At 67.6% G+C, this 26484-nt stretch carries 25 protein-coding genes; 5 read left to right on the forward strand and 20 right to left on the reverse strand.

The window, feature by feature from the left end; all coding sequences use genetic code 11:
• Window positions 1-2 precede the first annotated feature (2 nt).
• Window positions 3-413, reverse strand: coding sequence for an HAD family hydrolase (locus tag E0E18_RS05075; RefSeq protein WP_066583658.1), 411 nt, complete (start codon window positions 411-413; stop codon window positions 3-5).
• A gap of 59 nt (window positions 414-472) precedes the next feature.
• On the opposite strand from E0E18_RS05075, the gene E0E18_RS05080 reads away from it, so the two are divergent.
• Window positions 473-1120, forward strand: a complete 648-nt coding sequence (locus E0E18_RS05080; protein ID WP_202616697.1) for an Rv3235 family protein — start codon at window positions 473-475, stop codon at window positions 1118-1120.
• Window positions 1121-1226: 106 nt separating this feature from the next.
• Here E0E18_RS05080 and secA read toward each other — a convergent pair whose 3' ends face one another.
• From secA to E0E18_RS05125, 9 genes are all read right to left on the reverse strand, one after another.
• Entirely contained in the window at window positions 1227-3794 is a 2568-nt protein-coding gene (gene secA, locus E0E18_RS05085; protein WP_110481119.1) for a preprotein translocase subunit SecA, read from the reverse strand.
• A gap of 287 nt (window positions 3795-4081) precedes the next feature.
• Window positions 4082-4762 (reverse strand): ribosome hibernation-promoting factor, HPF/YfiA family, encoded by a 681-nt coding sequence (gene hpf, locus E0E18_RS05090; RefSeq protein WP_066583663.1) that lies wholly within the window; start codon window positions 4760-4762, stop codon window positions 4082-4084.
• A gap of 244 nt (window positions 4763-5006) precedes the next feature.
• Entirely contained in the window at window positions 5007-5762 is a 756-nt protein-coding gene (locus tag E0E18_RS05095; protein ID WP_110481118.1) for a ComF family protein, read from the reverse strand.
• Between the two features lie 39 nt (window positions 5763-5801).
• Window positions 5802-7703 (reverse strand): LpqB family beta-propeller domain-containing protein, encoded by a 1902-nt coding sequence (locus E0E18_RS05100; RefSeq protein ID WP_130839573.1) that lies wholly within the window; start codon window positions 7701-7703, stop codon window positions 5802-5804.
• The gene (mtrB, locus tag E0E18_RS05105) at window positions 7690-9960 is read right to left on the reverse strand and encodes an MtrAB system histidine kinase MtrB (RefSeq protein ID WP_419866038.1); all 2271 of its coding nucleotides are present in this window, start codon (window positions 9958-9960) and stop codon (window positions 7690-7692) included. Before mtrB ends, E0E18_RS05100 begins: the two co-directional genes overlap by 14 nt.
• 13 nt (window positions 9961-9973) lie before the next feature.
• Window positions 9974-10648 carry an MtrAB system response regulator MtrA gene (gene mtrA, locus E0E18_RS05110; protein ID WP_066585888.1) on the reverse strand — a complete coding sequence of 225 codons (675 nt, stop codon included), beginning with the start codon at window positions 10646-10648 and terminating at the stop codon, window positions 9974-9976.
• A gap of 87 nt (window positions 10649-10735) precedes the next feature.
• Window positions 10736-11404, reverse strand: coding sequence for a dTMP kinase (locus E0E18_RS05115; RefSeq protein WP_066583666.1), 669 nt, complete (start codon window positions 11402-11404; stop codon window positions 10736-10738).
• Between the two features lie 17 nt (window positions 11405-11421).
• A complete protein-coding gene (ahcY, locus tag E0E18_RS05120; protein ID WP_130839575.1) occupies window positions 11422-12939 on the reverse strand; it encodes an adenosylhomocysteinase in 1518 nt (505 codons plus the stop codon).
• Between the two features lie 131 nt (window positions 12940-13070).
• A complete protein-coding gene (locus E0E18_RS05125) occupies window positions 13071-13442 on the reverse strand; it encodes a DUF4259 domain-containing protein (RefSeq protein WP_066583678.1) in 372 nt (123 codons plus the stop codon).
• A gap of 578 nt (window positions 13443-14020) precedes the next feature.
• On the opposite strand from E0E18_RS05125, the gene E0E18_RS05130 reads away from it, so the two are divergent.
• The gene (locus tag E0E18_RS05130) at window positions 14021-14908 is read left to right on the forward strand and encodes a hypothetical protein (RefSeq protein ID WP_110481115.1); all 888 of its coding nucleotides are present in this window, start codon (window positions 14021-14023) and stop codon (window positions 14906-14908) included.
• A gap of 39 nt (window positions 14909-14947) precedes the next feature.
• On the opposite strand, the gene manA is transcribed toward E0E18_RS05130, so the two are convergent.
• The 3 genes from manA to E0E18_RS05145 form a co-directional block, all read right to left on the reverse strand.
• Complete coding sequence (manA, locus tag E0E18_RS05135; RefSeq protein WP_202616698.1) at window positions 14948-16174, reverse strand: mannose-6-phosphate isomerase, class I; 1227 nt, start codon at window positions 16172-16174, stop codon at window positions 14948-14950.
• Window position 16175: 1 nt separating this feature from the next.
• The gene (locus E0E18_RS05140) at window positions 16176-17564 is read right to left on the reverse strand and encodes a phosphomannomutase/phosphoglucomutase (RefSeq protein WP_110481114.1); all 1389 of its coding nucleotides are present in this window, start codon (window positions 17562-17564) and stop codon (window positions 16176-16178) included.
• Between the two features lie 120 nt (window positions 17565-17684).
• Window positions 17685-18164 (reverse strand): DUF3499 family protein, encoded by a 480-nt coding sequence (locus E0E18_RS05145; RefSeq protein ID WP_066583687.1) that lies wholly within the window; start codon window positions 18162-18164, stop codon window positions 17685-17687.
• Window positions 18165-18256: 92 nt separating this feature from the next.
• Between E0E18_RS05145 and E0E18_RS05150 the strand changes: the two genes are divergently transcribed.
• Window positions 18257-18766 (forward strand): metallopeptidase family protein, encoded by a 510-nt coding sequence (locus E0E18_RS05150; RefSeq protein ID WP_066583690.1) that lies wholly within the window; start codon window positions 18257-18259, stop codon window positions 18764-18766.
• 68 nt (window positions 18767-18834) lie between these two features.
• Here the strand turns inward: E0E18_RS05150 and E0E18_RS05155 are convergent, their stop codons facing one another.
• From E0E18_RS05155 to E0E18_RS14395, 5 genes are all read right to left on the reverse strand, one after another.
• On the reverse strand, window positions 18835-19140 hold the full coding sequence (locus E0E18_RS05155; protein WP_066585896.1) for a WhiB family transcriptional regulator: 306 nt from the start codon (window positions 19138-19140) through the stop codon (window positions 18835-18837).
• A 500-nt stretch (window positions 19141-19640) separates the two neighbouring features.
• Entirely contained in the window at window positions 19641-20762 is a 1122-nt protein-coding gene (gene manB / locus E0E18_RS05160) for a mannose-1-phosphate guanylyltransferase (RefSeq protein WP_066583693.1), read from the reverse strand.
• A 99-nt stretch (window positions 20763-20861) separates the two neighbouring features.
• The gene (locus E0E18_RS05165; protein ID WP_110481113.1) at window positions 20862-21752 is read right to left on the reverse strand and encodes a glycosyltransferase family 2 protein; all 891 of its coding nucleotides are present in this window, start codon (window positions 21750-21752) and stop codon (window positions 20862-20864) included.
• A 150-nt stretch (window positions 21753-21902) separates the two neighbouring features.
• The gene (locus tag E0E18_RS05170) at window positions 21903-22733 is read right to left on the reverse strand and encodes an SDR family oxidoreductase (protein WP_337189532.1); all 831 of its coding nucleotides are present in this window, start codon (window positions 22731-22733) and stop codon (window positions 21903-21905) included.
• Window positions 22657-23562, reverse strand: a complete 906-nt coding sequence (locus E0E18_RS14395; RefSeq protein WP_419866039.1) for an RNase adapter RapZ — start codon at window positions 23560-23562, stop codon at window positions 22657-22659. The genes E0E18_RS05170 and E0E18_RS14395 overlap by 77 nt, the downstream gene beginning before the upstream one ends.
• Window positions 23563-23671: 109 nt before the next feature.
• Between E0E18_RS14395 and E0E18_RS05180 the strand changes: the two genes are divergently transcribed.
• On the forward strand, window positions 23672-24382 hold the full coding sequence (locus E0E18_RS05180) for a TIGR03089 family protein (protein ID WP_066583701.1): 711 nt from the start codon (window positions 23672-23674) through the stop codon (window positions 24380-24382).
• On the opposite strand, the gene E0E18_RS05185 is transcribed toward E0E18_RS05180, so the two are convergent.
• Window positions 24366-25058: a hypothetical protein gene (locus tag E0E18_RS05185; protein ID WP_130839579.1), complete on the reverse strand. Its 693-nt coding sequence runs from the start codon at window positions 25056-25058 to the stop codon at window positions 24366-24368. The two genes, E0E18_RS05180 and E0E18_RS05185, sit on opposite strands and share 17 nt — an antisense overlap.
• Before the next feature lie 210 nt (window positions 25059-25268).
• On the opposite strand from E0E18_RS05185, the gene E0E18_RS13845 reads away from it, so the two are divergent.
• Window positions 25269-25430, forward strand: coding sequence for a hypothetical protein (locus E0E18_RS13845; protein ID WP_154669485.1), 162 nt, complete (start codon window positions 25269-25271; stop codon window positions 25428-25430).
• A 247-nt stretch (window positions 25431-25677) separates the two neighbouring features.
• On the opposite strand, the gene E0E18_RS05190 is transcribed toward E0E18_RS13845, so the two are convergent.
• Entirely contained in the window at window positions 25678-26484 is an 807-nt protein-coding gene (locus tag E0E18_RS05190; protein WP_237559636.1) for an ABC transporter permease, read from the reverse strand.

Genomic DNA, 26484 nt, shown 5'->3' on the forward strand with positions numbered 1-26484 from the left:
GGTCAGAAGTTCCCTTCCAGTCCGAGCAGACCGGTGATCTCCACGATCGCGCGGTCGAACTGCTGGTAGTAGACGCCGATGAGTCCGGCCTCCACGGCGCCCTTGATGTTGAGGATGGAATCGTCGATGAGGATGCAGTCGTTGACCGGGACGTCGAGGCGGTCCGCGGTGATCCGGAAGATACCGGGATCCGGCTTGTCCACCCCGACCTCCCCGGAGAGGACGACGGTGTCCACGTATCCGGCCTCCTGCCAGCTGCGGATCGGGTCCGCAGCCGGACCTCCCGGATCATTGGAGAGAATTGCCGTGCCGTAGCCGGCCTCCTTCGCGGCGGTGAGGACCTTGCGCCATCGCCGGCGGTCCTCCTCCGCGCCGTCAAGGACGCCACAGTAGTCCACAATCAGTGCTCGCATACCCCGTATTGTGCCACGCCCCCTCCCCTTCCCGCCGTCCGCGGTCTAGGATGTGGCGCATGGGGATTTCGGGGAGGACCTCTGCTGCCGTCACGTACGGCACGGGGGACAGACAGGGGACGGCGGACGCGGGGGACGCCGACGGGCTTTACGGAGACGTCAACGGGTCGGGTGCCTGTACCGCACCGGTTCCGGGCAAGGTGTACCTGCGCCGTCCTGCAGGAGGGGCGGCGGCACACAGGGGATCCGGCGACAGTTCCGGCACACCCGGTGACGTGACGGCGGCAGTGTCCGGGCAGGAAGCGCCCGGGCAGGAAGCTGTCACGAGCGCCCCCTCTCCCGGCAGGGACGTCACCGGGGTGCTGTCCAGCCCCGGCCCCGAGGCCCGTGAGGCCGTCACCAGGGAGATTGCACGGTTGCTGCAGTGCTGGCTGGAGGCCTATGACGGACGTCGTCCGGTCAGTGTACTGCGGCGCGGACCCTACTCGCCGGCTGTCATCGACGAGCTCCGGAACCGGATCAGACTGGACATCGACCACCGGCAGGGGGTCGCCTCCCAGCTGCTGCGTGTGAGTCTTCCCCCCTCACACCGGCGCAGGGTGTCGTTCACCGCGAGTGCCGCAGTGGACGGCCGTGTCCGTGCCGTTGTGGGTCACCTGGCCCGTCACCGGTCAAAGTGGCGGGTGGAGGGCGTCACCCTGGTATGAACCCGTACACCCGCGAAGGGTGGCGGACCTGTCCCACAGTGGACCGGTGGAGTACAGGCAGAGAACCGGATCCGGGATTCCCGGTTCCTATCTCGGTCCCGGAATCTCAGGCCGGTGCGGCCCCGGAGGTCGCGGCGTCCGCACTGTTCTTCTCCGCGTTCGCCTGGTACTGGCGACGGATGAGGAACAGCTGACGCACCGTCTCCTCCTTGATGCCGTCATTCATCCTGCGGAACATGTCCCCGCCTTCACGCTGGTACTCGACCAGCGGATCGCGCTGCGCCATTGCCCGCAGTCCGATGCCCTCCTTGAGATAGTCCATCTCATAGAGGTGCTCGCGCCACTTCTGGTCGACGACGTTGAGGAGGACGCCGCGTTCCAGCTGACGCATCTGGTCGTCCCCGCCGATCGCTGCGACCGCCTGCTCAAGTTCGTCGTACTGGGCGTGGGCGTCGTCCTGGAGTGCCTGGAGCAGCTGTGAGGCGGACAGTTCTCCCGGCTTGCCGTACTCGGAGCCGTCGATGAGGTCCTGGGCGACCACCCCCGGCCCGTACAGTGCCTCGAGAGCCTTCCACAGCTCGTCGAGATCCCACTCCTCCACATAGCCTTCGGCAGTCGCACCGTCGACGTAGGCGGCGATGGTGTCGTCGAGCATGTTGCGGATGTTCTGCTCGACGTTCTCACCTTCAAGAATCTGCCGGCGTTCGCCGTAGATCACCTTGCGCTGTTCGTTGAGGACCTCGTCGTACTTGAGCACGTTCTTGCGCATCTCGAAGTTGGAGTTCTCCACCTGGGCCTGGGCCCCCTTGATGGCGTTGGAGACCATCTTCGAGTCGATGGGCATGTCGTCGGGGACGTTGAGGCGGGTCATCAGCGCCTCCATCGTCTGTCCGACGAACCTTGTCATCAGGTCGTCACGCATGGACAGGTAGAACCGGGTCTCCCCCGGGTCGCCCTGGCGCGCGGACCTGCCACGGAGCTGGTTGTCGATGCGGCGGGATTCGTGACGTTCCGTACCGAGGACGTAGAGCCCGCCGACCTCGCGGACCTTCTCCGCCTCCTCCTCGGAACGTGCACGGGCCTTGACAATCTCCTCGTCCCAGGCGGCCTCATATGCCTCCGGGTCCTCGACCGGGTCCAGCCCGCGCTCGCGGAGAGTGATGTCACAGATGATGTCCGGGTTTCCGCCGAGGACGATGTCGGTGCCGCGCCCTGCCATGTTGGTGGCCACCGTCACCGCACCGAGGCGACCCGCCTGGGCGATGATCTCGGCCTCCTGGGAGTGGAACTTCGCGTTGAGGACGCTGTGCCGGATGTGACGGCGCTGCAGCAGCTGGGACAGGTACTCCGACCGCTCCACCGAGGTGGTGCCGACCAGGACAGGCTGGCCCTTCTCCACCCGCTCGGCGATGTCCTCAGCGACTGCGGCGAACTTCGCCTCCTGGGTCTTGTAGACGAGGTCGACGTCGTCCGTCCGCTGGTTCGGCCTGTTGGTCGGGATCTGCGCGACATCGAGCTTGTAGATCGACTTGAGCTCGGCCGCCTCGGTTTCGGCGGTGCCGGTCATCCCGGAGAGCTTGTCGTAGAGGCGGAAGTAGTTCTGCAGGGTGATCGTCGCGAGAGTCTGGTTCTCGTTCTTGATCTCGACGTTCTCTTTCGCCTCGATCGCCTGGTGCATACCCTCGTTGTATCGGCGCCCCTCCAGGATGCGTCCGGTGAACTCGTCGACGATGAGCACCTCACCGTTGCGGACGATGTAGTCCTTGTCCCGGGTGAACAGTTCCTTGGCCTTGATGGCGTTGTTCAGGTAGCTGACGAGCTGCGAATGCTCCGGAGAGTAGAGGTTGTCGATGCCGAGCTGGTCCTCGACGAACTCCACCCCCTCCTCGCGGACGCCGATGGTCTTCTTGCGCCGGTCGACCTCGTAGTGGATGTCCAGCTGCATCTTCGGCACGATGCGGGCGAAGGCGGTGAACCACTGCGAGGACCCTCCGACGGGTCCGGAGATGATCAGCGGGGTACGCGCCTCGTCGATGAGGATGGAGTCCACCTCGTCGACGACAGCGTAGTTGTGACCGCGCTGGACCAGGTCGTCCAGGGAGTGCGCCATGTTGTCACGCAGGTAGTCGAACCCGAACTCGTTGTTCGTCCCGTAGGTGATGTCGGCGTTGTAGGCGTCCCTCCGCTCAGCGGGTCGCTTGCCCGCGAGGATGACGTCCGTGCCCAGCCCGAGGAACCGGTGCACACGGCCCATCCACTCAGAGTCCCTCTTCGCAAGGTAGTCGTTGACGGTGACGACATGTACGCCCTTGCCCGCCAGAGCGTTGAGGTAGGCCGGCAGGACACAGGTCAGGGTCTTGCCCTCACCGGTCTTCATCTCTGCGACATAGCCCCAGTGCAGCGCGGCGCCACCCATGATCTGGACCTTGTAGTGCTTCTGACCGAGCACACGCCAGGACGCCTCGCGTGCAGTGGCGAAGGCGTCGAGCAGGATGTCGTCCAGGGTCTCCCCGGACTCGAGCCGCTCCTTGAGTTCCCCCGTCTTCGCCTGCAGCTCGGAATCACTGAGAGAGGAGTACTCCTCCTCCTTGGCGATGACCTGGTCGGCGACGGCTGCCAGTCGTTTGACGGCCCGTCCTTCACCGAGTCGGAGAATCTTCGAAAGTCCTAGCACGTGCTGCCTGTCCTTCTGCTGTTGCCGGTCGCGCATGGATGCGCATGGTCGAGCGTGATCGAACCCCCAGTATACCGGTCCGGACCCCGTCCCGGACGTACCGTGTCCCCCTTCACACCGCCCTCACAGGCGGACCGCCCCCGCGTGGGCCTGTGGCCGGCCGGCCACAGGCCCGACGCAGAACCGAGGTCACGTCAGAGGTGCAGGCACCCCGGCCGACCGTACAGGCCCGGCACCGCACGGTGCCGTCCCGTAACTGTCTCCGGGGACTCCCCGCCGCGTACCTGTCACTCAGCCCCCGGAACCACCGGAGCCTTCAGTGCGATCAGGCCGTAGTCGTAGGCACGGCGACGGTAGACCACCGAAGGCCTCCCGGTCTCCTCGTTGACGAAGAGGAAGAAGTCGTGACCGACCAGTTCCATTTCGCTGAGTGCCTCGTCAACGCTCATCGGGGTAGCGGGGTGTTCCTTCTTGCGGACCACCTGACCGGGAAGGAAACGGTCGGCGTACGGGTCCACGTCGAAGGGCCCGGGGGTCTCCTCCGGCGCTTCCGTCTCCCTCACCAGGTCAGCGGTCGCCTCCCCGACAGACACGGGTGCACGGTGACCGGACCGGGAGATGCGGCGCCGCGCCTTGACCTTGCGCAGGGACCGCTCCATCTTCGCGACGGCCGCCTCCAGCGCAGCGTAGAAGGAATCCTCCTTCGCCTCGGCACGGGCGATGTGACCCTTACCGGTGGCGGTGATCTGGATCCTGTCGGACTCGTCCGACCGGCGCGGGTTCCGCTCATGCTGGAGCTCGACATGGAAGTAGGTCAGGGTCGGGTCGAGCCTCTCGACCTTCGCGAGCTTCGCGTTCACCCGGTCCGCGAAATGCTCGGGAATCTCCACGTTGCGGCCGGTGATCTCAACCTGGGTCTCCGGGGCGACAACGCCCTCGTCTGCGGTGGTCTGCTCGTTGACAGCCATGCTCAACCTCCCGATTTCCGAGGTCACCGGGGCCACGGCCGGATGCCCTGGCGTCCCGTGAAGTGGTGACCTTCCTGTACCGCCACCATACCTGGAGACCCCCACGTCCGGCTGTCCCGCGGTGCCCGGTTCCACCCGGCCGACACCCCTGTGACACCCGGAAAGCGCGCTTCAACATCCTGCGACACCCGCTCAACGGCTGACCAGGCACCCCTGCATCACCCGCGTCCCGGTCACAGTGCCCTCACGCCTGCGCCACGACCACCCCCACGCGGGGGAATACCCCGTAAGTGGCCAGAGCCAGACTGAACGTTGTGAGTGTCGCACCGGTCGTGCAGACATCGTCGACGACGCAGGCGACCGCCCCCGGCGTCCGCAGGATTCTCAGCACCTCCGTCACCCCCTCCCGGCGGAGCCTCACCGCCCGCGACATGTTGACCGCCCGTGTCGCCCGCCCCAGCCCCACCGAGTCCGGAGTGCCCTCCTCCAGACAGGCGACGGGGCAGCACACCGCCGCGCCCCCGAGACCCGCCGCCGCCACCTGCGCCGCCCGCTCGACCACGCAGCCTCCCCTGGCCCGCGCCGCCGACGGGCGTGTCGGTGCCGGCAACAGCACCACCGGGGCCAGCCTCGGGTCCGGAACTTCCCCGAGACCCGCCAGATGCCTCACCACCCCCGCGAACACCTCGCCCATCACCGTCACAGCGTCCGGACGGTGGTGGTCCTTGGCCGCCAGCACCACGGCCCGGTGCGCGCCACCGTAGGGGCCGGCGGCGACGACGGGAAGCACACCGGCCGCACCGGTCCGCTCAGGGAGTCGGCGCAGCTCCACCGCACAGTCCCTGCACAGGCCCGCCCCGCCGGACACCTCCGTCACCTCCGTCCGGGCGCAGGCGGGACAGTCCACCCGCCACACCAGTGAGGCGGCGTCCCTGAGCACCTTGTCGGCGAACTCCGTCACCGCTGCAGCGCGGCGTCCCGCCCGTCCACTCCACCGCATCCGGCCCCTCCCCTGCGTCCCCACGCCAGCTGTCCACTCTCACCGTACCGTGACCGGTACCGCCCGTGCCCCCTGCAGTGCGGGAACCTCACGCCAGAAGTCGTCCGTCGAATCGTTCTCCCCGAACCCCGCCGACCCGTAGTCGATCTGCAGCAGGGCACGGCTGTCAAGGATGTACTCGGTCACCCCCGTCGACGCCACAGCCACCACCGGCGCGGTGACATTGCGTGAGGTCAGCTGGGTCTGCTGGGAGCCGTCGACGGCGACGACCCAGACCGGGGTGTCGTTCGTCCGGGTTCCGACCAGCAGGGCACCGTCAGGACGCCACCCCACCGAAACCGCGGTGTCCCCCAGATTCGGCGCCACCGCAACCGGGGTTCCCAGGCGCGGTCCGGAGGAGTCCTGGGACGCCCCCGTGTTCTCGAGGACACTGACGTACAGACGACCGTTGACGATCAGCGCCGCCCTGGTCCCGTCCCTGGACACGGTGAACTCACTGATCATCGGCCGGTCCAGACCCAGTGACCCCAGCTCCCGCGAATCCACGTTCACCTCTGTCATGCCGCCGGACGCCGCTCTCGCCCACCTCAGGACGCGGGTCCCGTCAGCCACCGCGAACAGTGTCTGCCCACCGGCCGTCCACGACGGGCGGGACAGTTGACCGGCGGTGTGGACAGTCACCGGAGACTCCGTCGGCTCACCGACAAGCAGGCGACGTTCCTCGTCACCACGACCGCTCACCGCAGCCACCATCCCCTCGGACGAGAACGCCGCCGATTCGAGCTGCCCCGACGACGTCCAGCCGTCGACGGTCGACGCACCGCTGTCACCGACCTCCACCAGAGCACCGTCGCGCAGGGCGCGCAGAGGCTGCGCCGGCATGGCGTGGGGGTCGAACTCTCTGACGTCGTCGACAGTCCAGGACTCCCGGGGCGTCTCCCTGCCACCGGGATCCGCGCCCGGCCCTGAACCGGACCCCCGGGTGGAGACCGGCGCCCCGTCAGCGAGAATCCGGTAGGGTCCCCGCACATCAGAACTGGCGAGCGTCCAGATGATCTGGGCGGACAGGGCCCGCAGTTCGTCGGCGGAGGTACCCGCGAGCCCGGAAAGGTCCACGGTGAAACTGCCGTTGTCCTCGGAGCGTGCCTGGACGACCACATCCGACGGCAAGGCGCTGACCACCCCGTCCGCGAGACTGTCACGGGGACCCGCCGCCAGCAGGGACATCAGCGAGGTACCCACATTGTCCTGCCTCGAATAGGTCCACCGACGGTCAGGGACAAGATAGCGGCGGGTCGGGTCGAGGAAGTAGACGTCCCGGGGCTGGTACGTCGACGTGAAGTCGTTGCGGTCCATGATCACACCGGACGGAAGTCTGTCTATCCGCCAGTTGCCGTCGACGAGCACCATGTCGATCGTGTTCTCGTAGGACCGGTACCCGGGCTGGTAGGTGCCGCCCGTACCGAGCGTCCCCGTCACAGTTCCCCGGACCGTGTACGTCAGCCGGTTGCCGGAGGCCGTGCCGTCGGCATTGAGGTCGATCCTGTCGAGGACGAGGGTGCCCGTGGCGTCCTGCCACTGCCCGTCCGCCTCAGAGGTGAGGAAGGCACGGGCTGCCTGGTGGTTGTTCAGTGGGTGGGCGGACGCCGAGAAGAACGACCGCAACAGAAGGTCGGGGGCCTGTCCCGCCTGGGGTGACGGCACGTTGTCCAGACTCGGCGACGCGGCATAGGTGCTCACCACCTCAGGGGTCGAACTGCCCGGAATCGACGCACACCCCGCCGCAGCGAACAGTGCCACCGCCGCCAGAGCCCCCGTCACTGCTCTGCGGGACCTCGGTACGCGCCGGACGTACCGCTCGTCGACAGCCCCGGGGACCCCGGCCTGCAGCGCCGGCCCTGCGGAATCCGCGGCCCGCACCTGACGGCTAACGTCGGTCATCGTCGTCCTCCGGCCGGTAGTCGTCCATGTCCGCCGCCTCCTCAAGCGCCCGACGCACCTCTTCCTCGGTGAACCCCTCGAAACCGGGGTGGCCTCCCGGAGCCCCGTCCAGGTTGAACCCCGGCAGGTCGGTCGTCCCTTCCAGTGATTCCATGGCCTCCTCCAGCACTGTGTCGTCAATCTGTCCGGAGTGCACCGTCGAGCCTCCGCTATCCCCTGCCTCGGCCGGCTCAGCAGCGGCCGGCTCAGCAGCAGCCGGCTCAGCGGCGGCCGGGCCGTCGGGCACTCCCCCGCCGTCCCTGTCGACCAGATCGTCCGCGGGACCGGGACCTGCTCCGACGGTGTCTGACCCTGCCGAAACGTCCTCGACACCCTGGGCCGGACCAGCTGCTGCCGCCGGGACCGCCGCGGAGACCGGGACGGTGTCGACCTCCAGGGGCAGCGGAGAGGTGCGCACCTCCTCGCCGGGGACCAGAGGCAGGGTGAGCCGGAAACAGGCTCCGACACCAGGCTCGCCGGTAGCCTCCAGGCGTCCTCCGTGGAGCTGGGCGTCCTCCTTGGCGATCGCCAGACCCAGACCCGTTCCCCCGGTCCGCCGCTCCCGCGACGGATCCGCCCTCCAGAACCGGTTGAACACCAGTTCCGCCTCCCCCGGCTTCAGCCCCACCCCGTGGTCCACCACCGTCACCGCCAGGGAACCGTCACCGGTCCTCATGGTCACGTCAACCGGCCGGCCCTCGCTGTGGTCGATGGCATTGGCCAGCAGATTTCGCAGAATACGCTCCACCCGGCGGGAATCCACCGGCACATTCACCGGCTCCTCAGGAAGATCCAGGTTGATTGTGCAGCCCACTTCCTCGGCAATGGCGCGCACCTGTTCCAGGGTGGACTTCACCACCCCCCGGACGTCGACGGTCTCCAGGGAAAGATTGGCGACCCCGGCGTCATGACGCGAAATCTCCAGCAGATCCCCGAGCAGCATCTCGAACCGGTCCAGCTCCGAGATCATCAGCTCCGAGGCCCGGCGGGTCATCGGGTCAAGGTCCCCGGCACTGTCGTGGATGAGGTCCGCCGCCATCCTCACCGTGGTCAGGGGAGTCCTCAGCTCGTGCGACACATCCGAGGTGAACTGCTGCTGCAGGGAGCCGAAATCCTCCAGCTGTCGGATCTGGTGGGAGAGATTCTCAGCCATCTCGTTGAAACTCATCGCCAGCCGCGCCACCTCGTCCTGACCGTCGACGGCCATACGCTCCCGCAGATGCCCCGCCGCGAACCTCTCCGCGATACGTGAGGCGGTGCGCACAGGGACGGTGAGCTGCTGGGAGAACACCCAGGCTATGACGACCAGGAGCACCATCAGCGCCACCGCGCCGGCGAACAGCAGACCCCGCATCAGACCCAGGGTCGACTCCTCGTTGTCGAGGGGAAGCACCAGGTAGAGCTCCAGCCCCTGGATGTCCGAGGAGACCGGACTGCCGATGATCAGCGCCTTGTACTTCCCCGACGCCCGTTCCACCGTCGCGTACTGGTCCGCTACACGCCCCTGCCTGACGAATGTGCGCAAACTCTCGGGAATCTGCTGCTGCTCCGGACTGGAGACGTCCCTGCCGTTGATGTCCGGGGCAATGACCACCGGCTCGAAGACAGTGCTCGACCCTCCCGATGATTCGTCGGTGCCGCTGATCCTCTCGGTCAGCGCCGCCCGGGCCGCATTGATCCTCAGCTGGAGGGAGTTCGAGGTGTCCGAGGAACGGATCTGCTCCTCCACAGTCGCCCGGGAGCTGTCGATCGCGGCGACGGCGACGTCATGCTTCTCGTCCAGCAGCTGCTGGCTGACGAAACTGGTCAGGACGAAACCCAGGGTCATGATGACCACCAGGGAGGACAGGAACACACTGCCGATGACGCGCACCTGGCTGGAGGTCCGCCACCGCTGTGCCAGTACCTGCCTGCTGCGGTGGAGAAAGGTCCTCGGCTGCCTCAGCAGCAGACGGACAATGTCCCGGTAGCCCACCCCCTCGAGCTCACCGCGCGGAACCGTCCGGGGGTCCTCCTCAGGCACGGGCGGGGTTCCCGGTGGGAGGGACGCCCCGTGACCGGTGGTTCCACGTTCGGCACGGGAGGTGCCGCGGCCCCGGGAGAACGGCAGTATCGAGCGGCCGAGCGCACGCCGGACATGGTGCACCGGAGGGTCCGTGACCCCCTCGGTGCCCCTGTCATCCCGACCTTCACCTGCGCCGGGGGGAAGACTGCTCACTGGCGCCCGGCCCTCACTCACCTGTCTTGTAGCCCACACCACGCACAGTCTGGATGATCGTGGGATTGTCGGGGTCCTTCTCCACCTTGGACCGCAGCCTCTGGATGTGGACGTTCACGAGCCGCGTGTCACTGTTCTTACGGTAGCCCCACACCCGCTCGAGCAGCTCCTCACGGGAGAACACCTGACGGGGGCGGGAGGCCAGCGTCGCCAGAAGCTCGAACTCGATGGGCGTCAGGGGAATGACCACCCCGTCACGTGTCACCTGGTGGCCGCCGAAGTCGATGACCACGTCACCCACCCGGGCGCTCTCCGGGACATCCTCGGTGGACCGGCGCAGCCTCGCCCGCACCCTGGCGACAAGTTCCTTGGGCTTGAAAGGCTTCGGGACATAGTCGTCCGCCCCGGACTCCAGGCCGAGCACCACGTCGACCGTGTCAGTCTTGGCGGTCAGCATGACGATCGGGACAGCGGAGAAGTCACGGACCGCACGGCACACGTCCACACCGTTCATCCCGGGGAGCATGAGATCCAGCAGGATGAGGTCCGGGTGCCGGGTACGGGCGGCCTCGACAGCCTCTGCTCCGTCGCCGACAGTGACCGTCTCGAACCCTTCCCCCTGAAGGACCATGGTCAGCATCTCGGAGATCGCGGGGTCGTCGTCGACGACAAGAATCTTGGCAGCCATGGTCAACAGTCTGTCACACCCGAGGTCTCCGGGGGACTGCCAGGTCACATGCCGGCACTACCTCCCGCGTACGGCGGACTACCGGTCTCAGTCCTCCGCCACCGCGTCGGCGAGCTCGACGATCCGGGCGTCGAGGGACGCCCGGTCGCCGCTGTTGTCCAGCACCAGCCACGGGGAACCCCACTCTGCGGCGGCCAGGTCACGGTAGGCGGTGAGTGTCCGGGACTGCAGCCCCCCGTCGGCCTCATAGGCGTCCATGCTCCTGGAGGCGTCCCGGGAGGCACGGTCGGCGACCCTGACCGCTGTCACAGAGTCCGGAACATCGACGAGGATCTGCAGGTCGGGGACGGGGACGCCCAGCTCACGGAATTCGAGGTCCTCGACCCAGGCGACAACCTCGGAACTCGCGCCACCGGATGTGGCGTCCTGCGACAGGCGCGCCGCAGAATATGCCGCATTCGAGGCGACCCAACGGTCCAGCAGGACCACGTAACCGTCCCGGTCGAATCCTGCGAGCTCCTCGGCGACCTCCGCCCGGTCGAGTGCGAACAGTGTCGCCATGCCGTAGGCGGAGTCGACGAGGTCCCCCATGCCACCGTGCAGCGCCGCAGAGGCGAGACGGGCGTGGACCGAAGTCTCGTAACGGGGGAAGGCGAGACGGGCGACGGGGACCTCCCGGGCGATCAGTTCTGTTTCCAGGGCGGTGACGACGGTGTTCTTGCCGGCGCCGTCGATACCTTCAAAGGCGATGATCACGGTGACCGGACCCCGGCCTAGTAACGGTAGTGCTCGGGCTTGTACGGGCCCTCGACATCGACACCGATGTACTCGGCCTGTTCCTTGGTCAGCTTCGTGAGCCTGCCGCCGAGTGCCTCCACATGGATCCGGGCGACTTTCTCGTCAAGGATCTTGGGCAGGCGGTACACCTTGTTCTCGTAGCGGTCACCGTTGGTGAACAGCTCGATCTGCGCGATGGTCTGGTCGGCGAAGGAGTTGGACATCACGAAACTCGGGTGGCCGGTCGCGTTGCCGAGATTGAGCAGACGGCCCTCGGAGAGCACGACAATGCTCAGCGGGTCCCCGTTGACGTCAGGGAAGGTGAATTCGTCAATCTGGGGTTTGATGTTGACCCGGGTCACGTCCGGACGGTGGTTGAGTGAGGCCATGTCGATCTCATTGTCGAAGTGGCCGATATTGCCCAGGACAGCGTGGTTCTTCATGTGCTGCATCTGCTCGAAGGAGATGATCCCGAGGTTGCCGGTCGAGGTGATGACGATGTCCGCCTCCCCGATGGCGTCGTCGACGGTGACCACGGGGAAACCGTCCATCAGCGCCTGAAGGGCGTTGATCGGGTCAGCCTCGGTGACCTTCACCCGGGCCCCCTGGCCCTTGAGGGCCTCAGCGACGCCCTTGCCGACGTCACCGTAGCCGCACACGAGAGCCGCTTTGCCACCGATCAGCATGTCCGTACCACGGTTGATGCCGTCGATGACGGAGTGACGGGTGCCGTAACGGTTGTCGAACTTGGACTTTGTCACGGCGTCATTCACGTTCATGGCCGGGAACGGCAGTGTTCCCTGGTCGGCAAAGTGGTACAGGCGGTGGACGCCGGTGGTGGTCTCTTCGGTGACCCCCTTCACCGACTCCGCCGCACGGGTCCACCGGGTGGCGTCCCTGCCGTACACCCTGGCGAGCATCCGCAGGAAGGCCTGGTACTCGTCGGAATCCTCGGAGGTGGGCTCCGGGACCAGGCCGTTGCCCTCGAACTGTGATCCGGTGATCACGGCGTTGGTGGCGTCCCCTCCGTCGTCGAGGATCATGTTGGGCAGACGGTCACCCCAGTCGAAGACCTGCTCCAGGCACCACCAGTACTCGTCGAGGGTCTCGCCCTTCCACGCGAACACCGGTGCACCCTGCGGATCCTCCGGGGTCCCGGCACCGACCACCACAGCTGCGGCAGCCTCGTCCTGGGTGGAGAAGATGTTGCAGGACGCCCAGCGGACCTCGGCACCGAGTGCGGTGAGGGTCTCGATGAGCACCGCCGTCTGCACGGTCATGTGGATCGAACCCGCGATGCGGGCCCCCGCGAGCGGCTGTTCCTGCGCATACTCGCGCCGCAGCTCCATCAGGCCCGGCATCTCGTACTCTGCGAGCCGGATCTGGTGGCGGCCGAACTCTGCGAGACTGAGGTCCCTGACCTTGTACTGCAGATCTCCGGCACTGTCGACAGTGAGGTCGGCTACCGGATCGAAGGTCAGGTCGGCGGGAATTCCGACGGAGGAATCGGCCATGGGTGAGTACTCCTTCTCGTGGCAGGCAGTGTCCACTGCCGTACGGGGGGTGGTCAGGAATCGAAACCGGAGAATTACCGGGAAACCCAGTCAAGACTACCGCGGCCCCGGACGGGGGACTCAGGCACCGGTCACCCCAACGCCTCCACCGAGGTCTCGAGACCGTCGGGGGCACCGTCCCCAAGAGTTTCGAGATGCCGGTCGAGCAGCTGCAGCGCGACTTCCCGGAGTTCGTCGGGGCATTCCCCGATCCAGGAGCGCACCAGTGGATGGTCGTCCGCGACCTCGGCGGCGGTGAAGGGTGCCCCGCACCAGATGGAGGCGACGGTCGCCGCGCACAACCCGGTCATGTGGTCGGCGTCCCCGGGTTCGGCATGGTTGAGCGCGACAGTGCACGCGTCCTCCAGCGCCCGGACCAGGTCAGCTCCGTCCAGTTCATCGCATTCGGCGAGGAACTCCGCGCTGTTCTCGTCGGCGAACACGGCCTCGTCCCAGCTGCTCATCGCCACCCACCTTCCTGTGCTCGTACTTTCCGCTCATGCTGTCCCGGCGGGTCCCCGGTCTGCTGTCACTGACCCGGTGGCGTGTCCCGGAGGGGTTTGCCCGCCCCACATTACCGCGCAGGCGACCGTACAACCGGACCGCACAACCGGACCACCCGACCGACCGCGCAGACGCACAGACACTGTCGCCCGGACACCTCAGCGGCGGCGGGGGGACCCTGCCCGTCGCGGGACACCGCTCCGGTGTCCCGCGAATCTGTCTGAAACATATGCCTGTCAGTACAGGAACAGAATAATTCACCTTCATCACAGTGAGAACCGTGGGACGGGTTCATGCGTTCCGCGCCGGTCGTGGTACGGTGGGCAATATCGTGACCATTCTGTTACCTTTCTCTCCACTGAACACCTCCCCAACTCCCTGACAGGTTCCGGCACCCGGTGCCCGGCGTCCTCTGCCTCTCCCCGGACCGCCACCTGGACAATCTGCACCCCTCACCACCACCCCTGCAACTCACCGCAGGACAGTTGTACACGGACACAACCCCGTGGCGGCCCCGAAAGGAGCGTGACCGAGGACCATGTCGAATCATCCGCAGTCCCCGGACGGCAGGTACTCCCTGACCCCCGAAACCCCCGACGGTCACGGTACCGGCGATGCCACCGGTGCCACCACCGCGCACCACGAGGAGCTGCTGCGTACAGAAGCCCTCGCCGCGCGGCGGGGCAACCGACTGGTGGCGAGATTCGCCGTCGTGGGACTCGTGGCCGCCGTCATCGTCGGGGTCGTCACCTGGCGCAACAGCGTGTCCGGCAGTGAGGTCGTCCAACGCAGGGAAGTCGTGGACGCGTCCACAGGAACCGGAATGCCCACCCGGGAGTCGCGCACCACCACCGCTCCCAGGCCCAGCGGCACACCTGATCCCGTCATCGCCCTGCCCGGCCCCTCGGGAGGAGGTGTGGTCCCGCTGAGCGAGGACCCCTACCTGCCGCCCAACGCCTGGAACGGCGGGCAGACACTGGCCCCGGCCTACCCCGGAGACTCCGGCAGCTCTCCCGGTGGCACAGGTACAGCTCCGGGACGCGGGGACGGCGGCACCGGAGGCCGTGGGGACGACGCCGACACCGGACGTGACAACCCCGACGGCGACGGTGGTGACGGTGTCCCGGGCCTGTGGCCGACCGACCCGGACACGGGTCTGCCCTCCCTGCCCGGATTCCCGACGGGCCTCCCGGTTCTGCCCTCTACCCCGGGAAGCTCCGGGACGCCGACCTCCACCGACGGGGCCGGAGGCGGGTCGGACAACAGTACCTCTCCACAGCCCACTGAGTCTGCCGAGCCGTCTGAGTCCCCTGAGACCGGTATCCCCGAAATCACGGGCAGTGCTGCCGCTTCCACGACCGCCGGTGCACCTGCAGAGACGGGCACTGCCACGGACCAGCAGGAACCTCAGTCCCGGGAACCCTGACCTCAGAGATACCCCCGGCCTGTCTCCGGTCCGGACGGATCAGCCGGCGGTGGCGACGAATCCCCGGCCGGACGAGGCCACCTGCACAGTTCCCGCTCCGGCGGGAACCCACACCGCCTGACCCGGCCGCAGCGCCTCGGACCTCTCCCCCGTCGGCGACTGCCACGACACGTCGGTGTCACCCGCGACACCCAGGACCACTGCGGGCCCGTCGACCGTCACCGGGGTCGTCCCCCTGATCTCACGGAGACCGAAATCTGACACCGGTACCGAGAACCGGCCCGAACTGTCCCGTGGACACACGGGGTCAGCCACCGGGCTGAAGTCCATCACCCGCATCAGTTCGGGAACGTCGATGTGTTTTGTCGTCAGCCCGCCGCGCAGAACATTGTCGGAGTTCGCCATGATCTCCACTCCGGTTCCGCGGACGTAGGCGTGCAACTGGCCCGCAGACAGGAAGATCGCCTGCCCCGGCTGCAGGACCACATGGTTGAGCAGAAGCGAGATCAGGACACCGGAGTCACCCGGGTACTGATCCGCCAGCTCCACCGCCACCGAGGCCGGGCCCCGCATCCAGTCCCGGTCCGGGGTCCCGCCGGTCTCTGCGAGAAGGCCTCTGCACCGTTCGGCGACTGCCTTCACCAGCTGCTTCTTGGTGGCGGAGGGGAGACTGATCCAGGTCGTGACCAGTGCACGGAGGTCCTCGTCGTCACTTCCGGAGCCGAGCAGCGACGTCGTCCACGCCAGCTCCGGCACGGCCAGATGGTCCAGCAGTTCCCTGGTCAGGTGCAGAGGACGGAATCCTGCCAGCGCCTCGAAGGGAGTGAGCGCCACGAGGAGCTCAGGCTTGTGGTTGTCGTCGCGGTAGTTGCGGTTCGGCGCGGTCAGCGCGATTCCTGCCGCGTTCTCCCTCGCGAACCCTTCCTGGGCCTGCTGCCGGGTCGGATGCGCCTGAAGACTGAGAGCCTGGTCCGCTGCGAGCAGTTTCAGAAGGAACGGCAGACGGTCACTGCGCCGGTGTCCACCGAGCTGGCCGTCAGGGTCAGCGGTGATGACGTCCAGCAGTGACCGGTCCGTGCCGGTGACGCGGCTGGGTGCGGCGGGATGGGCTCCGAACCACATCTCCGCCTCGGGGTGCTCGGTCGGCAGGGGTCGCCCGGTGAGGTCGGCCAGTGCCGTCCTGGAGCCCCAGGAGTAGTTGCGGATCGTCCCGTCGATCCGGATCACGGAATCGGTGGCCGGGGCTGTACCGGAGTTGTCGGACATGTCAGCCCCGGATCACCCCGAGTGCCTTGGCGACGATCTCATCGATCCGGGCACGTGTCGGCGCCTCCACGTTCAGCCTGAGGAGGGGTTCGGTGTTCGAGGCACGGACGTTGAACCAGGAACCGTCGGCGAGCTCGACCGTCACCCCGTCAAGGTCGTCCGTGGACGTGGTCTCGTCCGCGAAGGCCCGGACCACAGCTGCGGTGCGGCCCGCCTGGTCGTCGACCCGGGAGTTGATCTCCCCTGACGCCTCGTAGCGGGAGTACTGCTTCTTCAGCTCCGACAGCGGCCTGTCCCCGGCTCCCAGGGTGGCCAGCACGTGCAGTGCGGCGATCATGCCCGAATCCGCGTTGAAGAAGTCCGAGAAGTAGTAGTGGGCGGAATGCTCGCCACCGAACACCGCGTGTTCCTCGGCCATGCGTGCCTTGATGAAGGAGTGCCCAACCCTGGTGCGCACCGGGTGTCCCCCGTGCTCCCGGATGATCTCCGGGACAGCCTTCGACGTGATGAGGTTGTGGATGATGGTGGCGCCCGGGTTCTGCTCAAGGTAGCGTTCCGCGATCATCGCGCAGATCGCCGACGGGCTGACCGCCTCTCCTTTTTCGTCGACGATGAAGCAGCGGTCGGCGTCCCCGTCGAAGGCGACACCGATGTCGGACCCGGTCTCTACGGTGTACTTTTCGAGGTCGACGAGGTTCTTCGGGTCAAGGGGGTTGGCCTCGTGGTTGGGGAAGGTCCCGTCGAGTTCGAAGTACAGGTCGTGGAGGGTGAGGGACGGCTCCGTCCCCAGAACGGCGGGGGCCGTCAGTCCGCCCATGCCGTTGCCCGCGTCCACTGTGACGGTGAGCGGACGGATACCGTCCAGGGGCACGAGCTTCTTGAGGTAGGACGCGTAGTCGCCGAGGACGTCCTTCTGCGTGACTGTACCGGCAGCGCCCTGGTACGGGGGGACGCCGTCGACGAGCATGTCGACGATTTCCGTCAGACCGGTGTCCTGTCCCACGGGCCTGGCACCTGCACGGCACATCTTGATCCCGTTGTACTTCGCCGGGTTGTGGGAGGCGGTGAACATCGCGCCCGGGCAGTCAAGGGAACCGGACGCGTAGTAGAGCTCGTCTGTCGAGGTGAGACCCAGCTGGACCGCGTCCAGTCCCTGGGATGTCACGCCGGCGGCGAAGGCGTCAGCCAGGTCCGGAGAACTCGGGCGCATGTCGTGACCGATGACGACGGTCGAGGCCCCCTCGGCACGCATGAGGTTGCCGAAGGCTGCTCCGGTGTCCCGGACCAGGTCGGCGTCAATGCCTTCACCGACCACTCCTCGGACGTCATAGGCCTTGACGACGGAAGCGAGTCCGTCCCGGGTTCGGGGGCTGTGGGCTGAGGACGTCATGTGAACTCCTTGGGGTTCGGGATTCGGTGAGGGAAAACTGGCGGGGGCGGTGACTGCGCCTGCACCGGTACTGTCCGGGGTCCGCTGCGGTTCGCAGGGGCCCGCGCAGGGACCGGGGTGTCACTCACCGTCTTTCACCGCGTGAAGGTGTCGTGGAGGGGTGTGCCGGGGAAGGTTGCCCCGCGACGGGTGGTGACCGGTGGGCCGGGGAATGTCCTCCCGGCGCACGATCCGGGCCGCTGGTTGCGCAGGGCGCAGATCCGTCGGGGCGGTGACAGCGGTACCGAACCGGTCTCCCCCGTCAGCGGCCGCCTCGAGGGCGGCAGCCAGGACCTCCATCTCTTCGTCGGTGAAGTCGCTGAGGTCGGCGTCCCCCGGAAGTCCCGGCGCCGGGACATCCTGCCGGACCAGCTCCCACCCCTCCGGCACGGTGAGCCGGGCCACGTGCCGGCTGCAGAGGTCCCAGCTGTGCGGGTCTCCCGCCGGGCCCAGCACAGTGACGGTCGCCCTGCTGGCCCGGTAGTTGTAGCGGAGCGTGGCCACGGCGGGGGCGCTGCATCCCGGCCGGGAGCACTGTCGGTAGTCAGTCACAGCCGACATTTTAGCCCCCGGGCGGGACGGGGCGTCGGACCCTGCACCCTGCCGCCTGTCGCAACACCGGTGGCGCAGTACCCGGGGTTAGGATCAGGACCATGACAGCATCCACGCGTAGAGAGGGCGGGCCGCACGGTGGACGGGGTTTCGGTGAGGTCCGCGCCGCCCGTCGTGACCGTCGTGGCCGGGGCCTGCGCGGGATCCTGATGCCGGACCTCCCCCGGCACCGGACAAGGTCCCAGCAGTTCGACGCCGCGGTCCTGGACGTGTACGCCGACGTGCTCGAACGCTTCGGCAGTCGTCTCGACGGGCTGGACATCGCCGTGGACATGATCCCCCGGATGAGGATGGACGCCTCGGTGCCGCAGTGGTCCGACGAGGTCGCCTCGGACGGACCGGTGCCCCTGGGCCGTCTCGTCCCGGTGGGGGTGGACGAGGACGGTAACCCGACCCGCCCCCGGCTGATCGTCTTCCGCCGGCCGGTCGAGGAGAGGTCGGCTGACCGTGCGGAACTCGAGCAGTGGCTGCGGTTCATCATCGCCAGTCTGGTGGCGACCTACCTCAACGTCACCCCTGACCTGGTTGACCCGGGTTTCGACTGGGACTGAGCCGGACACCGCGGAGGTGCGGGCCGGGGCGGGTGGACCGGGGTCCTGAGCTCCGGCCGGCACTCCGCCTACAGCTGCCCGAGACGCTTCTTCAGCCGGCGTCTCTCCCGTTCGGAGAGCCCTCCCCAGATGCCGAAACGTTCGTCATGCTCCAGAGCGTATTCGAGACATTCGTCACGCACACTGCACGCACGGCAGATTCTCTTCGCCTCCCGGGTCGACCCCCCTTTCTCCGGAAAGAAGGCCTCAGGGTCCGTCTGGGCGCACAGCGCCTGCTCCTGCCACTCCTGGACGACACGGTCGTAGTAGGCGTCGAAGTCGTCGGTGAGGTCGGATCCGTTGACGGGGGCGCCGTCGACGACACCTCCCGACATTTCGGCGGCTTCCCTCAGAAGATCGCGCCGGCGCCGGGCCCGTCCCGACGCCGTCACCGGCGTGACGGCCGACGCCGACGGATCCACCGCCGTGGCCCCTTCTGACACCGGCTCCGGGAATGCGGGGAAATCACCCGGATCAGCGCCGTGGCGGACATCATCTCTGTCGTCCACGCCGCCTCCTCTCCGTCTGCTCATTCCCCGTCTACGTGGTCACCGGTGCAGGTTGGCAGGCCGGCGGCCGGTTGTCTACTCACCAGAGATTACACATACAGAATTACAAGTCTCAACCGGTGGAGGCCTCGACGGTCGGCCCACCGGCACCACTGACCACATCTGTCACACGCCTCACAGGCGACAGCGGAAATATGTCCAGAATTGTACCGATATATGCAATAGGTAGCGTAGCCACACCACAATATATGGACACGGGGGCCGCAATACGGCTCGGAGGGCACAATATTCGGAACCTTCCGCCTCCGCCCCCTTCAACCGCCGGGTCAGATGTCGCTGGAGAACCGGAGCCCTCCGTCGGGGATCTGCACTCCCGGCCAGACCCTGGCGAACCCGGACCCGCCGACGAGCTCGCAGCGGGCGCCGATGACAGCCCCCTCCCCGATGACCGAGTCCACCAGATGGGCCCGGGCACCGATCCGGGCACCGGCGGCGATCACGCACCGTTCCAGTGTCGCCCCCGCCTCGACAACCACCCCCTCCAGAATCACGGAGGTGTCCACCCTGGCGCCGGCACCGATCTCGGCCCCGCGACCCACCACGGTACCGCCGAACAGGAGCGCCCCGCCCGCGACCGCTGCGGACGGGTCGACCAGTGCCTCACCGTGCCTGCCCTCGATCAGCGGAGACGGCGCGATCCCGCGCACCAGGTCCGAGGAACCGCGGATGAAGTCCGAAGGGGTACCCAGATCACGCCAGTAGGCCTGGTCGACATGGCCGTACACCCGGGCACCCCGTTCCAGCAGCGCCGGGAACACCTCCCTCTCCACGGAAACGGGCCGGCCCTCCGGGATCCCCTCGATGATGCTGCGCCGGAACACGTAGCACCCGGCATTGATCTGGTCGGTCGGCGGATCCTCCGTCTTCTCGAGGAACTCCGTCACCCTTCCCTCGCTGTCGGTGGGTACGCAGCCGAAGGCACGGGGATCGGCCACCCGGAGAAGATGCAGTGTCACATCGGCGTCATTGTCGACATGGGTCCTCAGCACCGCGCCGAGATCCGTACCCCCCAGCACGTCACCGTTGAACACCATCGCCCGGTCATGGCGCAGCCGGTCGCAGACGTTCCGGATACCACCTCCGGTTCCCAGAGGGTCCTTCTCGACGACGTATTCGATGTCGAGACCGAGGTCACTGCCGTCACCGAAGTACTCCTCGAACACCTCCGCCCGGTAGGAGGTGCCCATGACGACGTGGGTCATCCCGGCCTCCCGTATCCGGGCGAGGAGATGCTGGAGAAACGGGTAGCCTGCCACCGGCAGCATGGGTTTCGGTACCGACGTCGTCAACGGACGCAGCCGGGTCCCCTTTCCCCCCACAAGTATGACGGCATCGGTGGACGCGGCGAGGTCACCGGCGCTGACGGCGCCGGAACTACGGTCGGTCATGGGAACAGTCGTGTCCTTTTCACTGGAGGGGACGGCCGGTGACTCCGCCGCCCCGGCGGTCTTGAAAGATGGGCAAATGAGAGAAAGCGTACCCTCCGCTCAGCTGGATCCCCGGCTCCGCGATGAACGCAGTGCACGACGTGCGAGGAAGAGCATGACCGCACCGCGGACCTTCAGCCCCACCCGGAGCACCAGCCGCACCGGCGCCTGCCACGGGGCCGTCAGACGGTCGGCCTGGAAGCGGTAGGCGGACTCGTGGTGGGCGGGCACGGTGATCTCGGGATGGGAGGACGCCGAGTGCCCCCGGGCATGGGTGATCTCGGCGTCGGGGGTGAAAATGTTCTCCCAGCCGGCGCGGCTGAGACGGTCACCGAGGTCCACGTCCTCCATGTACATGAAGTAGCGTTCGTCGAATCCCCCGACCTCGTCGAAAGCCTCCCACCGCAGCAGCTGGCAGGAACCGGACAGCCAGCCGGAGGTCCGCTCGTGCGACATGTCGGAGTCGTCCCGGTACCTTCTGCTGAACGGGTTTCCCGGCCACAGGGGTGCCAGCAGCGCATGGCCGATACCGGAGAAGAGGGTCGGCACCGCCCGCGCGGACGGGTACACCGAACCGTCGGGGTCCCGGATCAACGGCCCGACGGCCCCGGCACGCGGATGCCGGCGCGCCGCCTCGATCATCCGGTCCACCGCACCCGGGGTGAAAACCACGTCCGGGTTCGAAATGAGGACGAACTCGTCGTCGACCTCCCCGGCGTCCCGACGTGCCCTCACCGCCTCGACTCCCCGGTTCATCGCGGCCCCGTAGCCGATATTGCCCCCGGTCCGCAGCAGCTCCACACCCTCTCGGGCGGCGGCGGCAGCCTCGGGGGCGCCGTCGGTCGATCCGTTGTCGGCCATGACAACGACCGCTCCGGCAGACACCGCACCGGGCACGGAGTCGAGGAACCGGGCGAGGTACTCACCTGGCGAAAAGGTCACGGTGATCACCGCAAGGGGTCTGGCGGGCCGGCCCGGGGAACTTTCCGGGGACCCGCCCGAATTCTTGTTCAGGGAGCTGTCTGACGGCGTATCCACGATCGACCACCCTATCCCACGGTGCCGACGGCACGGCCCAACCCGGCCGGGTGTGGCCGGTGGTCACCCCCCTGCGACCGACAGCCCCTCCCGCAGGGAATCCCTCCACGGGGGCGGTGCCGTGGCGAGCCTGCACCAGTCGGACAGGTCGAGCACCGACCATGCCGGACGGCGCGCCGGAGACGGTCGGTCACCGCTGGCGCAGGCCCCCACCCGGTCCGGATCGTGGCCGAGCAGCCGGAAGACCTCCCGGGCGAATCCGAACCAGGTGACCGGCTCCCCGGAGTCTGTGTAGTGGAGGGTGGGGGGCAGTTCGCCGGCCAGGCGCGACAGCTCCATCAGACCGGCGGCCAGGTCTCCTGCCCTGGTCGGCCTGCCTGTCTGGTCGTCGACGACGAGCGGGTCCCGGCCCGATGCGGCGAGGTCCGCCATCGTCGAGACGAAGTCCCGGCCCGGCTCATGCGGCCCGGACCACACCCATGCGGTCCGCACCACGGTTCCCCCGTGGGCGCGCACGGCGTCCTCCCCTGCGGCCTTGGTCGCACCGTAGACGTTCACGGGGTCCACGGGGTCGTCCACCTGCCACGGCCTGTCCGCCCGAACCGGGACGCCGGAGAACACGTAGTCGGTCGAGACATGGAGGAAACGGGCACCCACCTCGGCGGCGGCGGCCGCGAGAATACCGGGCGCTGTCGCGTTGACACCTTCCACCGCGGCTGCGTTGACCGGATCTTCGGCGGCGTCCACAGCTGTCCAGGCCGCGACGTTGACCACCGTGTCCGCAGACGCGAACAACCGCAGTGCCGTCTCCCGCAGGTCACGGGGGGACGCCAGCAGGTCCATGTCCCTCCTGGTCACCGGCACTGCGCCGGTGGCGACGAGTTCCCGGCCCACCTGGCCTGCCGCTCCGACGGCAACGGTCGTACCCTGCTGCGCGGGGAAGACCGGTACCCCTGATCCGGATGTGTCCATGTCGTGCCATCTTAGCGACGCAGGGGTACCGGCCGGTCTTCCGCCGGGGAGACACGGTGGCGGCCGTCACGTGGACATCGCAGGTCGGGCTAGTACAATCTGCGCCTGACTGTGCTCTCCACGGTCCTCCCCCGTTGCAACGCGTCGACGCCCGTCGCCGACGCGGCGTCCGAAAGGTGAAGAATGAGCGAATCCGACCGGCCGTCCCGACCTTCCGGGTCCCAGGGCGGCCGCGGACGCCACGCACGGCCGGACGACCGCACACCACGCCCTGGACCGCGTCAAGGTAGTCCCTGGCCTCCGGCCGGTCCAGTACGTAGTCGGCTACTGCGGCCTCCAGTCCGCTGTGCTCCCTGAGCTCCGGCTCCCAGTAGGGGTTCGGCAGGAACCGTGCGTCGAACATCAGGTCCAGGTCCCGGGGGGCACCGTTCTTGAAGCCGAACGACTGCACGGTCACGTGCTCGCGGCGGTCGGACAGAGCGGTGAAATAGTCCTCCAGTTGCCGGCGCAGGTCATGGACACTGGTGCCGGTGGTGTCGATCACGATGTCCGCGCGTTGCCTGATGCCCTCGAGCATCTCCCGTTCGCGGTTGATGCCTGCCTGGAGAGTCTCCCCGTCCTGCAGCGGGTGGGTACGGCGCAGCTGGCCGTAGCGGCGTACGAGCGTGGCGTCATCGGCGTCGAGGTAGAGGACGACCGGACGTCGGCCGGAATCGTGCAGGCCGGCGAGCACCTCGGTGAGCGACCCCACGAAATCCCGGGAACGGACGTCAGTGACGATCGCAAGCCTCTCGACCGGGGAATGCGACNGCCCGGCCCCGCCCCCGCGCACTCGGTGACGGGACGTTAGTCTTGGCCCCATGGATCTGACGGCCCCGCTCCTCGCCAGCGACCCCTCCTGCCCCCGGATAACGACCTACACCCCCCGGGGCAGGATGGAACTTTCCGCGGCGACGGTCGCCAACTGGGCGGCGAAGGCCGGCAACTACTTCTCCGGGGAACTGGGGCTGGGCCCGGGAGACGTTGTCGTGGTGGACTGTCCGACGAACTGGCTTCCCGCTGTCCTGGTGCCGGGTTGCTGGCAGGCGGGGGCTGCGGTGTGTTCCCCGTCGTCACCCGCGGCGTCGGATGCCGCCGCTCTCCTCACCGCTGACCCGGATTCCGCCTTCGCCACCGGGTTCGACGCCGAGATCCTGCAGATCTCCGGGGACCCTTTCGGACGTGGTGTGGTGGAGTCCGGCGGGACCGTCCCCTTCGGCGTCACAGATCTCATCCCGGACCTGCGGGTACAGGCAGACCGCTACACGGGGCCCGTCACCGGGGACACCGTTGCGGCGCTCGTGACGGTCACCGGTGACGAGCTGACCGGGGACGATCTCAGGCACCTGGCGGCCCGGTCGGGTCAGGGCGTCCGACTGGTCAGTACGGGGTGGGAGGACGCCGACGGTCTCGTCCGGCGTCTGCTCCCCCTGTTCACCGGCGGTTCTGTTGTGCTGAGCACGGATGCCGACCGCCAGCGGCTGGAACAGCTGGCACAGGTGGAGAAGGCGACGGTCAGTCCAGGGCCGTGACCGCGTCGAGGAACTCCCGGGCCCGGGACAGGGGGTGGTCGGGGAAGCGGTCGTCGTACTCTCTGGCCTCGCCCAGGTTGGACAGGAGGTAGCCGTCCGCGGGAGTGAGAGTGGGATCGTAGGGGTCGACGAACCAGCCTTCAAGACCGTTGTCCCCGATTCTGATCAGCCCGGCACGACGGCTGAGGTCCATGACCGCGGCGTCACGCATCCCTGTCACCCCCGTCTCGGTGAAGAAACCCTGGATCTGCCATGGTTCGAGGTACTCGCCGTTGTCGACGGCCAGATGAACCGTGAGGTTGTATTGCATGCCGTAGCGGGAGTTCCCGGCGTCCTCCTCCGGGACCTCGCCCGGGTCCTCCGCGGCACCGGTGGGAGGCAGGGTCTTGACGAGGGTGTACACGACGATGTCGCCCGCCGGGGTCTCCCCCGCGTCCGCTTCGACGAGTCCGGCGTGAAACTCCATCAGCGACGGCCTGATGCCCGCGACGACTTCGTCACGGTCGACAGGCATCATCTGGGAATCCAGCGGTGCCACCGTCACCACAGCGGTGCATCCGCGTGTCCGGAATCCGGTGGCCACGGTACCGGGCGGATCCTCCGGGAGAGTGTCCAGCGGTGACCAGATGTCCGCAAGGTGAAGGGTTCTGTCTGTCCCACCGATGCTGATGTCCATGTGTCCCGAGCGTACCGGGGACGCCCCGGCCCGGCGCCCGGAGTGACCGGCTCGCCGGTCCGGGGGGGGTGAGCCGGCGTGAGCGACGGTCACCGATTCGCTGCTAGGATCGTGCGCGTGACCGCTCCGTTGTGGTGTGGTCACAACCAGATTCCTTTTCCCTGTCAGCGGGCACTGTGTCCGGTGACACTCTCCTGAAAGGCTCTCCTCATGTTTGACATCCTCGGATCCCTCGCAGTCTCCGATGCCGGAAACCCCGTGTGGTGGCTCCTCGACACCGCCCATGACACCATCGAGAACGGCTGGGGTATCCTCACCGAGTTCATCAAGGACAGTCTGACCTCCGTCGGCTCCACCGACGGGCGTAACTGACCGACACGCCCCCGGGCACCAGCCGGAGCCCGATTGTCTCGCACCCGGCCCCGCGACGCCGACAGGTTCGGCGGCGCGGGGCCTCCGCCTGCCTCAGCAAGGTGCCGGGAAGTGGTGCGACCCCCGCCAGAGATTTCCCGGCGGTCTCCTCCGGACGCTGCACCGCACCCGGGAGAGCTCCGCGGTCGACCGGAAGTGCCCCTACCAGGGCAACGGATGCGGTTCCTCCGCCGGTACGGGCTCCCGGCTACCTCACGTCCGTCCTGCGGTCACGCCACAGACCCGCGCCGGTGAGTACCACGAACCAACCGACAATGACCAGGTAGCAGACCGCGGTACTCAGGCCGAGGTCCAGTGGATCTGATCCACCCATCAACTGGTTCATTCGCTGGACAGGAGCGACGGCCGCCAGGGGCCGGAAGAGGTCGATGGACCCGGCCGCCATCCCCAGCATGCCGTCGATGACGAGCATCCAGGCGACAGGTACCGCCACCGAGGCAACCTGGCCTCGCAAGATGCAGGCCAGTCCCACACACATCGCGGCGAAGAGCACGGAGGTGACCAGGCCGACTGTGACCATGTGCACACCGGTGCCGAGCACGAGATGCCCTCCGAGGACGCCGCCGATCCCCACCGCCAGCGCAGTGCCGACAGCGTACGTCACCGCGGTGAACACGGCGGTGACCGTCACTTTCGCGATCACCCACTGCCAGCGTCCGTGCTGGGTGAGGAACGCCTGCGCGTGCATGTGGTTACGGATGTCGCCCGCGGTGCCCGAGGATGCGAAGATCACGGCGATGAGCTGGAAGATCGGCAGTCCGGTGAGCAGGGTGGACCAGTCCAGGTCCGGACTGCCCTCACTGAGCAGTGCCACAAGGGTGACAGGACCGTAGAGCGAACCGGTGAGCAGGATCGCGTACACGGCGGAGGAGCGGACACTGAACAGTTTCGTGATCTCCGCCCGGAGCGGGTTCAGGGGAGACACCCGTGGCACGGCAGACCTCCCCGAGACCGTCGAGGTTCCCTGCACTGCTGCTGTTGACGTCGGTGACAT

The sequence above is a fragment of the Corynebacterium neomassiliense genome (genome assembly GCF_900626215.1).
Taxonomy (GTDB): Bacteria; Actinomycetota; Actinomycetes; order Mycobacteriales; family Mycobacteriaceae; genus Corynebacterium; species Corynebacterium neomassiliense.